Origin of the sequence: Streptomyces sp. NPDC017225, from assembly GCF_044331465.1 — a bacterium.
Lineage (GTDB): Bacteria > Actinomycetota > Actinomycetes > Streptomycetales > Streptomycetaceae > Streptomyces.
In genome coordinates this window covers 211,748-222,997 of record NZ_JBIRNE010000011.1, presented here as the reverse complement: position 1 = coordinate 222,997, position 11,250 = coordinate 211,748, and the positions used below count along the sequence as shown (strand labels likewise).

Genomic DNA, 11,250 nt, shown 5'->3' with positions numbered 1-11,250 from the left:
CGTGCTCATGCGATCAGTAAAGCAGACGTGTACTCCTGATCGGACACCGCCGTCCGGATGGTGGACAGCCATGGACGGTTGGCCGGACGGTGGACGCTCGCGGGGGCGCGGATCAGCCCCGGGCGGAGATCTCGACTCCGGTATCGGTGACCAGTACCGACAGGGCCGACAGGCCGGCGACCACCGGGTCGGCGTCGAGTCCGTCGGCCCGGTGGGCTGTGGCCAACGCCACGGTGGTCATGCCGGCGGCGCGGGCGGCCCGGAGACCCGCGGGGGCGTCCTCGAAGACGACGCGGGCGGCCGGGTCGACGCCGAGGGCGCGGGCGCGGGCGCGGGCGCGCGGGCACGAGGGCCTGTCCGGCGGATCAGGTCGGTACCGAGCGGCGGACGGGGCCAGGGGCGGGGCCGGAAGCGGGGCCGGGGGCGGCGGGGCTTTTGGGGCGTAATAGGGTCGCTGCCATGCTTGACGTCCTGACGCTGGTGACCGGCGTCGCCGCGCTGCTGCTCGCCGCCTGGTGCGGCTGGGCGGCCTACCGTGACCAGCCGACGAAGGACTGGCACTTCATCGGCATGGCCGTGGTCTCGGTGCTGGCGCTGATCCAGCTGGTGGTCGGGGTCGTGCTGCTGGCGCGTGGCGAGGAGCCGGCGCAGGGCACGACGATCTTCGTTTCGTATCTGCTGGGCGCCTTCGCCTGCGTCCCGGCGGCGGGGTTCATGTCGCTGGCCGAGCGCACCCGCTGGGGTTCGGTGACGGTCGCCGCCGGCGGTGTCGTCCTCGCCGTCCTCGAGGTACGGCTGTACGACATCTGGGGAGGCTGAGATGGTGGCCACGCAGGAGAAGCCGGCCCGGCAGCGGCTGATCGGCGGGCCGGGCATCCTGCTGGTGTGGCTGTACGGGGTGATGGTCGTCGGCGCCGTGTCCCGGTCCGCCTACCAGATCGCGACCGAGTTCGACCGGGCACCGCTCCCCTACACCCTGTCGGCCGTCGCGGGCGTCGTCTACGGCTTCATCACGTACACCCTGGTGCGTGGCGGCGAGACGGCCCGCAGGGCGGCGCTGGTGTGCTGCGCCGCCGAACTCGTGGGCGTCCTGACGGTCGGTACCTGGACCCTGCTGGAACCGTCCGCCTTCCCCGACACGACCGTGTGGTCGGACTTCGGGATGGGGTACCTCTTCATTCCCGTGCTGCTGCCGCTGTCGGCCCTGTACTGGCTGCGCCGGGCCCGTGCCGCGTAGCGACGGCAGGGCCCGGATGCCGCGGGCGTCTCAGGCCGTGGTCGCGTACGTCCCGGCCGGCTTCTCCAGGACGATCATGGCCACGCCGTCCGCGCCCCGCGCGGTGCCCACCCTCTCGTAGCCGACCCGCCGGTAGAGCCGCAGTTTGCTCTCGCTGCGGTGCCCGGTGTGCAGACGGAAGCGCTTGGCGCCGCGCTCCTCGGCGAGGGCGGACTCGGCGGCCCGCAGCAGTCGGGCGCCGATCCCGTGTCCCTGGAGCCGGGGGTGCACGCACAGTTTGCCGATGGACGCGGCCCCGTCCTCGCCCGCCCGGCCGCGTACCGAGCCGACGACCTCGTCACCGAGCCGTGCCACGAAGACGCAGTCGTCGGCGACCTCCTCGCGCACGGAGTCGAGGGTCTGGACGAGCGGGTCGATGCGGTAGTTGCCGTACAGCGCCGCCTCGCTCTGGAAACAGAGGTACTGCAGCCGGAAGATCTGCTCGGCGTCCTGCTCGGACGCCGCCGAGATGGTCACGCTCATGCCCATGTGCGCATGCCTCCCGCTCACCTGATCACCTGTGGTCCCCCACTCCTATCCCCGTCCTCAGCGGGCCGCAACCTCCGGCGTCAGCAATCGGCGCAGACATCCCAGACATCGGGAACGTTCCGGTCCAAGACTGCCTTGTGAGATACCCAACTCCCCCGCGATCTCCCGGTATGTGAGGTCCTTCGGCGACAGCAGGGCCTCGATCAGCCGGGGGCAGCGGCCGGGCAGCCGGCGCGCGGCGTCGCGCAGGGCGCGGTGCCGGGCCGCGGTGATCGCGAGCTGCTCGGGCTCGTGCTCGGCGGCGCCGGCGGGTTCGATCTCGTACGGCCGCTCGTCGCGGGTCGTACGGCGGGTGCGGCGGGCCTCGATGCGGACGGCGCTGCGCAGCCAGCGGCGGGGGTCGCGGGGCGGACCCTCGGTCTCCAGTCGTTCCAGAAGGCGCAGCCAGACCGCCTGTTCGAGGTCGCCGGGTTCGGCTCCGGACGCATATGCCTCGGCGGAGACCTCGGCGGTGAGCAGGGGGCGCAGGGAGGTGACCAGGTCGTGCGTCATATGCAGGTCGACGCGGCCGCCCGGGCCACGGTTGCCCGGGCGGCCGCGAATTCACCCCAACCGGGGGCGGTGGCTCACTTGTTGACGAAGTCCTCGCGGGCCAGCACGCCCGTGTCCGGGTGGTCGGTGAAGATCCCGTCGATGCCGGTGGCGAAGTACGCCCGGAAGGCGCCGAAGGCGTCGCCGTAGGCGTCCGGGTCGCTGCCCTTGCGGAAGTCGGCGGGGAGGAAGGGGTTCTCGTTGCGCATGGTGTAGGGGTGCAGGATCAGGCCCGCGCGGTGCGCGTCACGCACCAGCGTGGTCGGCTCGGTGAGCCGGCCGGCGGAGTCCTTCGGGATGATCAGGTCCAGGGTCGGGCCGATGCCCTGGGCGTAGGAGGCGATCTCCCTGAGGCCCTTCGGCGTGACGAGGTCGGCCGTGGTGCGCGGGTCGCCGGTCTCGACGAAGTCCCAGGGACGGCTCTTCGCGCCGGACAGCAGGACGGCGAGGGGGTTGCCGACGAGCCGGTTCATCCGCTGGATGCTGGTGGGTTCGAAGGACTGGATGATGACGGGCGAGTTCTTCCGGTCCTTGCCGTACTTGCGCAGCAGCCGCGCGAGGCGCTCCTCCGTACCGAGGCCCAGCTTGCGGAAGTAGGTGGGGTGCTTGAGCTCGGGGTAGATCCAGACCTGCTTGCCGCGCCTGCGCGTCTGCTCGTCCTGCCAGCGCAGCACCTCCTCGAAGGTGGGGATCTCCCAGCGGCCGTCGTAGAGGGTGTTGTGCGGGCGGTTGGCCGGGATGCGCTCGGTGGCGCGGAGCGTCTTGAGCTCGGCGAGCGTGAAGTCCTCGGTGAACCAGCCGGTGACCGAGGCGCCGTCGAGCTGCTTGGTGCGCTTGCGGCCGGCGAACTCGGGGTGGTCTGCGACGTCCGTGGTGCCGCCGATCTCCGGCTCGTGCCGGCAGACGAGGTGACCGTCCTTGGTGGGGACCAGGTCACCCGCCTCGACGATGTCGGCGCCCATGTCGAGGGCCAGCTCGTAGGCGCCGAAGGTGTGCTCGGGGCGGTGGCCGCTGGCGCCGCGGTGCCCGATGACCGTCGGCACGGACAGGCTCTTCACCCCGCCGCCGTGACCGCCGTGTCCGCCGCCGTGCCGGGTGTCGGCGGCTCTCGCCGTGCCGGACAGGCCGAGTACGGCTCCGCCCGCGCCGAGCACCGCCGCTCCGAGGAGCGCCCGCCGTCCGGTGCCGCCCAGCTGCTCGTCCGACTCCTGCGTTCCCATCAGGGCCCTCCTGCCGTTGACCGTCAGTGCGGGCCGATCGTAGGGGCGCGTACATGACGAGCGGGAGACCGCGACCGGAACACGCGGGTGCCCGGGGATGTCGTGTGGGAGTGGAGGGGCCGGTGAGGGGGGTGGGAGAGGACGTCTGACGCGTCGTCGGCTTCGCGGCGGCCGGGCGGGGTACGCGGTCAGTGGCCGCGTTCGTCGTGGCGGTGCCGGACGAGCCCCGTGGCCACGGAGAAGGGGTCGGCGGCACGGCTCCAGCGGCGCGCCTCGCGCAGTCCGCTCGTCGCCCGTGCTTCGATCCGTGCGGTGTCCGGTCCCCCGGACCAGCGACGCCGGTCCCTGCGGACCAGGACGGTGACGGCGGCGGCCATGACGACACGGAGCACGGCGAGTGCGGCGAGGATCGGCACGCGGTTCCCTCCCCTGCGGACGCGACCTGCCTCACATCCTCCTGAGGGCCTCACGGCCCCGCGACAGCCTGCACCGCAGGTGAGCACACGTCAACACCGTGTAAGACCCGGATGACCCGACGTGCGTGACCCCCTCGGCCGCGAGTAATGTCCTCACCTGCACAGACTCATACCGCATCCCCGACACCGGAGGACCCGTTGTCCCGCTTCGCGCTCATCAAGGCAGTGCTCGGCCCGATCATGCGCCTGATGTTCCGCCCACGGGTGGAGGGCGTGGAGAACATCCCGGGCGACGGTCCGGTGATCCTGGCCGGCAACCACCTCACCTTCATCGACTCGGTGATCATGCCCCTGAAGTGCGACCGGCAGGTCTTCTTCATCGGCAAGGACGAGTACGTCACCGGCAAGGGCCTCAAGGGCCGGCTGATGGCCTGGTTCTTCACCGGCGTCGGCATGATCCCGGTCGACCGGGACGGCGGCCGGGGCGGGGTCGCGGCCCTGATGACCGGCCGCCGCGTGCTGGACGAGGGCAAGGTCTTCGCCATCTACCCGGAGGGCACCCGCTCCCCCGACGGCCGCCTCTACCGCGGCCGTACCGGCATCGCCCGGCTCACCCTGATGACCGGCGCCCCCGTCGTCCCGTTCGCCGTGATCGGCACCGACAAGCTCCAGCCGGGCGGCGCCGGCCTGCCCCGGCCGGGCAGGGTCACGGTGCGCTTCGGCGAGGCGATGGAGTTCTCGCGCTACGAGGGCATGGACCGCGACCGCTACGTCCTGCGGGCCGTGACCGACTCCGTGATGACCGAGGTCATGCGGCTGTCCGGCCAGGAGTACGTGGACATGTACGCGAGCAAGGCGAAGGCGGCGTAGGGCAGCGGGACGAACGGACGCGAACGGATACGAAGACGGCGGGTCGCTCGGTGAGCGACCCGCCGTCTTCGCGTACCGAACGCCGGTGTTCCGGTGAAGCTGGCGCCCCGTACGCGTACCGCTGCCGGTGCCGCGGCCGGTGCCGCTCCTACGGGTGCTCCACCCCGTCCTCCAGGCGCTGGCCCCGCAGCAGGAACCAGGAGGCCACCGCGGCGGCCAGCAGGACGGCCGCGCCGACGCCCGCCGCGAGGGTCAGGCCGTCGACGAAGGCCTGGCGGGCGGCGTCCAGCAGGGCCTCGGCCGGCTGGGCCGGGAGGCCGGAGGCCGCCTCCACCGCGCCGCCCAGCGACTCGTGCGCCGCGGCGGGGGTGCCGTCCGGGCCGGTGAAGCCGCGGTAGACGCCGGTCACGATCGAGCCGAGCACGGCGATGCCGAGGGCGGCGCCGAGTTCGTACGCCGTCTCGGAGACCGCGGAGGCGGCGCCCGCCTGCTCCTTGGGCACGCTGGAGAGGATCACGTCGGCGGTGACGGTGAACGCGAACCCGGCGCCGACACCGACGACCAGCAGGACTCCGCCGAGCAGCGGATAGCCGGTGTTCTGGTCGATGACGGTCAGCGCGGCGAGCGCGAGACCGACGGCGGCGAGTCCGCCGGAGACCACGGCACGCACCGAGAAGCGCCGGGCCGCGCGGCCGGCGATCAGGCCGGCCGCCACCGCGCCGACGGCGGCGGGCAGTTCGGCCAGGCCCGCCTCGAACGGACGCCTGCCCTGCACGAGTTGCAGGTACTGGGAGAGGAAGAACACCAGCCCCGACAGGCCCAGGATGGTCAGCAGGTCGGCCAGCACCGCGCCGCTGAAACCACGGCTGCGGAACAGCCGCATGTCGAGCAGCGGCATCGGCATGGTCAGCTGACGGCGGATGAACCCGTAGAGCGCGGCGGCGCCCAGCAGCCCCGCGGCGAGCGTGGCCCACGCGAAGCCGTGCGCGGCGGCCTCCTTGACGGCGTACACGATGCCGACCATGCCGGCCAGGGAGAGGGTGACGCTGAGCAGGTCCCACGGGCCCGGGTCCGGGTTGCGCGACTCGGGCAGCAGCTTGATGCCGACGACGACCAGGACGGCCATCACGGGCAGGTTGATCAGGAAGACCGAGCCCCACCAGAAGTGCTCCAGCAGGAATCCGCCGACGACCGGGCCGACCGCCATGCCGGCGGAGGCCGCGGCGCCCCAGACGCCGATGGCGAGGCTGCGTTCGCGCGGGTCGTGGAAGAGGTTGCGGATCAGGGCGAGGGTGGCGGGCATCAGGGTGGCGCCCGCGACGCCGAGCAGGGCCCGGGCGAGGATCATCAGCTCGGGTGTGGACGCGTAGGCGTTGAGTACGGATATCGCACCGAACGCCGTGGCGCCTATGAGCAGGATCCGCTTGCGGCCGATGCGGTCGCCGAGGCTGCCCATGGAGACGAGCAGACCGGCGATGACGAAGGAGTAGACGTCGCCGATCCAGAGCAGCTGGGTGCCGGTGGGGGCGAGGTCCTCACTGATGTAGGGAGTCGCGAGACCGAGCACGGTCGCGTCGACGGCCACCAGCAGCACGGCCAGCACGAGGACGGACAGCGCGAGCCAGCGGCCGGGACGCTTCACCGCCTCGGTCGGGTGGGCCGGCTGCAGGGTGCGGGTCATGGTTTCTCTCTTCGGACAGCGCCGCCGAGCAGCAGCTCGACGACCATGTGGGACATGTCGTTGCGGGCCACGCGGCCCTCGGTCACCGCCCAGGCGCCGGAGGCCAGCAGGCCGTAGAGCGCCTCGGTGAGCCAGGCCGGGGTGAGGTCGATGCGGAACTCGCCGCTCTCCTGGCCACGGCGGAAGACCGCGGCCAGCCGGGCGTCGATGCGGGCCCAGCCCTCGTTCTGCTCCTCGCCCTCGAACAGCTGGTTCTCGGTGTAGAGGAAGGCGAGCAGACCGGCGGCGGACTCGATCTCGCGCACGAGCCGGCGCACCGCGTCGGTCGCCGGCCCGTCGTCCAGGCGGGCCGCGTCGAGGGCGGCCTCGCACTCGGCGATGCCGAGCGACTCCAGCGCCCGGACGAGGGCGTCACGTCCGGCGAAGTGCCGGTGCAGCGTGGCCCGGCTCAGCCCGGCAGCCCTGGCGACCTCGTCCATGGTCGCGGTGGCCCTGCGGGTCAGCAGGGCCGCCGCGCTGCGCAGCACCTGGTCTCGGTCAACAGCCATGAGACAACGATAGCCCACATGAGACATCTTTGTCTCATACAGGGCGTGCGTGACTCACCTCTGGGGGTCAGTCACGGTGGGTGGGCGGCCAGGACCCTGCTCGGACCCGCTCGGCAGCGTCCCCTCGGTGGAGGCTCAGTGCCAGGGCAGCTGCCCGCGCCGCTCCCAGTAGGCGCGCGGTTCCTCGACGAGTGCGCCGAGGCGGGCCACCTGGTCGTCGTCGAGGTCGACGACGGCGGCGTGCAGGTTCGAGCCGAGCTGGTTCACGGTCGCGGCGCCGGAGAGGACGACGCCGGCCCAGGGCTGCCGCAGGACCATCGCGAGAGCGACCGCGTCGCAGCCCAGGGCCGCCTCCTCCGCGACGGCCCTGAGAGCGCCGGGCGCGTGGGGCTCCGCGAGGCGGCCGTTGGCCATGCCCTCCTTGACGATCACGGTGAGTCCGGCCTCGTGCGCCTCGGCCAGCGCGGGCCCGGCGGAGGTGTCCAGCACGTTGTACGTCGACTGCACGGTCCGGAAGAGCGGCTCGCCGTCGACGGTCACCGCGAGCGCGGCACGGATGGCGTCGGCCTGGGCGGGCCCGCTGGTGGAGAAGCCGACGGTGACACCCCGCGCGGCGGCCCGGGCCAGCTTCGCGTGCAGTTCCTTGTCGGTGAGCGCCGGGCTGTCGGGGGTCAGCGAGTGGATCTGGTAGAGGTCGAGCCGGTCGCCGAGCAGGGCGTCGGTCTCCTCGTGCTGGCGCTCGTACGTCGCGGCGCCGTGGTCCTTGACCTCGTGCCGCTCGGCGTCGGCCGACCAGTCGGCCGTGTAGGTGTAGCCCCACTTGCTGCCGACGACCACGTCGTCGACGTCGGGGCGGTCCCGGAGCCAGCCGGCCAGGAACTCCTCCGAGAGCCCGTAGGAGCGGGCCGCGTCGAAGTACCGGACCCCCTGCGCGTAGGCGGCGTCGAGGAGGTCGTGGGTGCGCTCGCGCATCGCCTCGACGCTGCGGTCGGCCGGCAGGTCCCCGTCACGGCCGAGGTTGATGTAGCCGGGGCGGCCGACGGCGGCGAGTCCCAGGCCGATGTGGCAGGTGGGGGTGGTCGCCGCGGCCAGGCGGGCGAAGGGCATCGCGGGCTCCGTTCGGTCGGTGCTGAATCCGGGGTCCGTCCGGCGGACAGGCCCTGGCGACCAACGTAACCGCGATGCCCCGTCGGCACACCGGCTGCTACTTCCGGGCGTCCGCCCACGCGTGCTGGCCGGCCACGTCCGCCTTCACCTCGGCGAGCTGGACGGCGACCGCGCTGGGCGCCGTACCGCCGCGGCCGTCGCGGGAGGCGAGGGCGCCGGGGACGTTGAGGACCGAGCGGACCTCGGGGGTCAGGTGGGCGGAGATCTTCGCGAACTGCTCGTCGGTGAGCTCGTCCAGCTCCTTGCCCTCGGCCTCGGCGGCCTTCACGCACTCGCCGGCCACCTCGTGCGCGACACGGAACGGCACGCCCTGCCGCACCAGCCACTCGGCGATGTCGGTGGCGAGCGAGAACCCGGCCGGGGCCAGCTCCTCCATCCGCTCGCGGTGCACGGTGAGGGTGGCCATCATGCCGGTGAAGGCGGGGAGCAGGATCTCCAGCTGGTCGATGGAGTCGAAGACCGGCTCCTTGTCCTCCTGGAGGTCGCGGTTGTACGCGAGCGGGAGGGCCTTGAGGGTGGCCATCAGGCCGGTGAGGTTGCCGATGAGGCGGCCGGACTTGCCGCGGGCCAGCTCGGCGATGTCCGGGTTCTTCTTCTGCGGCATGATCGACGAGCCGGTGGAGAAGGCGTCGTGCAGGGTGACGAAGGAGAACTCCTTCGTGTTCCAGATGATGATCTCCTCGGCGATCCGGGAGACGTTCACGCCGATCATCGCGGTGATGAAGGCGAACTCGGCGACGAAGTCGCGCGAAGCCGTCCCGTCGATGGAGTTGCCGACGCTGCCGTGCTCGAAGCCGAGGTCGCGGGCGACCGCCTCCGGGTCCAGGCCGAGGCTGCTGCCCGCGAGCGCTCCGGAACCGTACGGCGACACGGCCGTGCGCTCGTCCCACTGGCGCAGCCGCTCCGCGTCCCGGGACAGCGCCTGCGCGTGGGCGAGCACGTGGTGGGCGAAGAGCACCGGCTGGGCGTGCTGGAGGTGGGTGCGGCCGGGCATCGCCACGTCCGGGTGGGCCTCGGCGAGGCCGATCAGCGCGTCCTGGAGGTCGGCGACCAGAGCGCCGACGGTCCGGGCGTGGTCGCGCAGGTACATGCGGAAGAGGGTCGCCACCTGGTCGTTGCGGGAGCGCCCCGCGCGCAGTTTGCCGCCGAGGTCGGGGCCGAGCCGCTCCAGCAGGCCGCGCTCCAGGGCGGTGTGGACGTCCTCGTCGGCGATGGTGCCGACGAAGGAGCCGTCGGCGACGTCCGCTTCGAGCCGGTCGAGGCCGGCGGTCATCCGGGTCAGCTCGTCCTCGGTGAGCAGCCCCGCCGCGTGCAGCACGCGCGCGTGGGCACGCGAGCCGGCGATGTCGTAGGGCGCGAGCCGCCAGTCGAAGTGGACGGACGCGGACAGCTTCGCCAGGGCCTCGGCGGGACCGTCGGCGAAACGGCCGCCCCAGAGCCGGACGTCACCGCTGTTGCTGCTCACTTGGGTCGCTCCTCAGGGCCGTCGATGTGCCACCGCCTTCGCACGGTACATCCGGTGACATGCATGAGTATGCAGAGCGATGCATGATTCGTCAATCCGGCGAACCGGTCGAGGGGCGGGCGAAGTCGCGTCCGCATGACGGGACCGCCGGTGATTCTCCGGACAGGCGAACGATCAGCACACATAATCGTTAGTCATGGGAAAGACTTATGAACGCATAGACGGCAGACTCCGCACCTTCATCGAGGCGCAGCCCCTCTTCTTCACCGCCACCGCTCCCCTGGCCGGTGACGGCACGGTCAACCTGTCCCCCAAGGGCCTCACGGGCAGCTTCGCGGTGCTCGACGAACTCACCGTGGCCTTCCTCGACTTCGCCGGATCCACCGCCGAGACCATCGCCCACCTGCGGGAGAACGGGCGGATCACCCTCATGTGGTGCGCCTTCCAGGGTCCGCCGAACATCGTCCGGGTGCACGGCAGCGGCGAGCCCGTCTTCCGCGACGACCCCCGCTTCCCGGAGCTCCTCACCCACTTCCCGGACATCGACACCACCCGGCACGGACTGCGCGCGATCATCGTCGTGACCGCCGGACTCATCCGCGACACCTGCGGCTACGCCGTCCCCTTCATGGCGTACGAATCGGAGCGGGACCTGCACGGCAAGCGGTTCGCGCGCGAGGACGACGCCTCGCTCAACGAGTACTTCACCAAGAAGGACCACGTGGCGACGAGCCTGGACGGCCTCCCCGGGCTGCCGCTGCCGCTGCCCCCGTCTACCGTCTGACCCATGCGCCCCGGTGCCGTCGCCGTCCTCGTCTCCGCGTCCCTCCTGGTGCTCGCCGCCGCGCCCGCCGGCGGGCCCGTCCCCCGGCCGCTGCCGGCCCGGATGGCGGACACCGGCGGCGGCGGTCAGCTGATCACCGCGGTCGCGCCGGAGACCGGCTCGACCGAGGGCCGGGTCACCTGGTGGGACCGCAGAGGCGGCGGGGGCGGCGGGCGATGGGTGGAGGCGGGTTCCGCGCCCGCCCGCTTCGGCTCCGGCGGGCTGACCGACGGGGCCACCCGCGAACAGGGCACGAACACCACCCCGACCGGGCTGTACGACCTGCCGTACGCCTTCGGCATCCGCGCGGCGCCGCGCGGGACGCGGTACCGGTACCGCCCGGTGCGCCAGGACTCCTGGTGGTGCCAGGACAACGCCTCCCACTCCTACAACCGCTGGACCGAGCCGCGCCCCGCCGACTGCCGCGCCGCCGAGGCCGAGCACCTGATCACCTACACGGCGCAGTACGCGCACGCCCTGGTCGTCGGCTTCAACTACCACCGTCCGGTACGCGGACGCGGCGCGGGCATCTTCCTGCACGTCGACGGGCGCGGGGCGACGGCCGGTTGCGTGTCGGTACCGGCGGAGGCGATGCGCCGCATCCTGCGGTGGGCGGACCCGGCGGCCCGGCCGCACCTGGCGATCGGCACCTCGGGCGGGGCGACGGCGATCACGCGCTACTGAGCTCCCGGGCGAGGGACGGG

13 protein-coding genes and 1 pseudogene are annotated in these 11,250 nt (G+C 72.5%); 5 read left to right on the top strand and 9 right to left on the bottom strand.

The features are described 5' to 3' along the window. Positions 1 to 112: 112 nt before the first annotated feature. Positions 113 to 325 (bottom strand): annotated as a pseudogene (locus ACH4NX_RS24275) (HAD-IA family hydrolase); the annotation flags it as partial. A gap of 134 nt (positions 326 to 459) precedes the next feature. Here ACH4NX_RS24275 and ACH4NX_RS24270 point away from each other — a divergent pair. Next, positions 460 to 819 carry a hypothetical protein gene (locus tag ACH4NX_RS24270; RefSeq protein ID WP_351394144.1) on the top strand — a complete coding sequence of 120 codons (360 nt, stop codon included), beginning with the start codon at positions 460 to 462 and terminating at the stop codon, positions 817 to 819. A gap of 1 nt (position 820) precedes the next feature. After that, positions 821 to 1,237 (top strand): hypothetical protein, encoded by a 417-nt coding sequence (locus ACH4NX_RS24265; RefSeq protein ID WP_351394141.1) that lies wholly within the window; start codon positions 821 to 823, stop codon positions 1,235 to 1,237. Positions 1,238 to 1,267: 30 nt separating this feature from the next. Here ACH4NX_RS24265 and ACH4NX_RS24260 read toward each other — a convergent pair whose 3' ends face one another. From ACH4NX_RS24260 to ACH4NX_RS24245, 4 genes are all read right to left on the bottom strand, one after another. Further along, entirely contained in the window at positions 1,268 to 1,765 is a 498-nt protein-coding gene (locus ACH4NX_RS24260) for a GNAT family N-acetyltransferase (protein ID WP_351394511.1), read from the bottom strand. Positions 1,766 to 1,822: 57 nt separating this feature from the next. Next, on the bottom strand, positions 1,823 to 2,317 hold the full coding sequence (locus ACH4NX_RS24255; RefSeq protein WP_351394138.1) for a sigma-70 family RNA polymerase sigma factor: 495 nt from the start codon (positions 2,315 to 2,317) through the stop codon (positions 1,823 to 1,825). A 74-nt stretch (positions 2,318 to 2,391) separates the two neighbouring features. Beyond that, positions 2,392 to 3,576 (bottom strand): glycerophosphodiester phosphodiesterase, encoded by a 1,185-nt coding sequence (locus ACH4NX_RS24250; RefSeq protein ID WP_398128407.1) that lies wholly within the window; start codon positions 3,574 to 3,576, stop codon positions 2,392 to 2,394. A gap of 188 nt (positions 3,577 to 3,764) precedes the next feature. Then, entirely contained in the window at positions 3,765 to 3,992 is a 228-nt protein-coding gene (locus ACH4NX_RS24245) for a hypothetical protein (protein ID WP_351394132.1), read from the bottom strand. A gap of 198 nt (positions 3,993 to 4,190) precedes the next feature. Between ACH4NX_RS24245 and ACH4NX_RS24240 the strand changes: the two genes are divergently transcribed. Continuing rightward, positions 4,191 to 4,862 (top strand): lysophospholipid acyltransferase family protein, encoded by a 672-nt coding sequence (locus ACH4NX_RS24240; protein WP_345589911.1) that lies wholly within the window; start codon positions 4,191 to 4,193, stop codon positions 4,860 to 4,862. A 148-nt stretch (positions 4,863 to 5,010) separates the two neighbouring features. Here ACH4NX_RS24240 and ACH4NX_RS24235 read toward each other — a convergent pair whose 3' ends face one another. The 4 genes from ACH4NX_RS24235 to argH all read right to left on the bottom strand — a co-directional run bounded on the left by ACH4NX_RS24235 (position 5,011) and on the right by argH (position 9,723). After that, positions 5,011 to 6,543, bottom strand: a complete 1,533-nt coding sequence (locus tag ACH4NX_RS24235; protein WP_351394128.1) for an MFS transporter — start codon at positions 6,541 to 6,543, stop codon at positions 5,011 to 5,013. Further along, positions 6,540 to 7,091, bottom strand: coding sequence for a helix-turn-helix domain containing protein (locus tag ACH4NX_RS24230; RefSeq protein WP_279565080.1), 552 nt, complete (start codon positions 7,089 to 7,091; stop codon positions 6,540 to 6,542). The genes ACH4NX_RS24235 and ACH4NX_RS24230 overlap by 4 nt, the downstream gene beginning before the upstream one ends. Before the next feature lie 135 nt (positions 7,092 to 7,226). After that, a complete protein-coding gene (locus tag ACH4NX_RS24225) occupies positions 7,227 to 8,198 on the bottom strand; it encodes an aldo/keto reductase (protein WP_398128408.1) in 972 nt (323 codons plus the stop codon). Positions 8,199 to 8,295: 97 nt separating this feature from the next. Then, the gene (gene argH, locus ACH4NX_RS24220; protein ID WP_351394122.1) at positions 8,296 to 9,723 is read right to left on the bottom strand and encodes an argininosuccinate lyase; all 1,428 of its coding nucleotides are present in this window, start codon (positions 9,721 to 9,723) and stop codon (positions 8,296 to 8,298) included. Between the two features lie 196 nt (positions 9,724 to 9,919). Between argH and ACH4NX_RS24215 the strand changes: the two genes are divergently transcribed. Together ACH4NX_RS24215 and ACH4NX_RS24210 are read left to right on the top strand one after the other, a co-directional pair. Beyond that, positions 9,920 to 10,507 (top strand): pyridoxamine 5'-phosphate oxidase family protein, encoded by a 588-nt coding sequence (locus ACH4NX_RS24215; protein ID WP_351394119.1) that lies wholly within the window; start codon positions 9,920 to 9,922, stop codon positions 10,505 to 10,507. Positions 10,508 to 10,510: 3 nt separating this feature from the next. Continuing rightward, a complete protein-coding gene (locus ACH4NX_RS24210) occupies positions 10,511 to 11,230 on the top strand; it encodes a L,D-transpeptidase family protein (RefSeq protein WP_351394117.1) in 720 nt (239 codons plus the stop codon). The last annotated feature ends 20 nt before the right edge of the window (positions 11,231 to 11,250 follow it).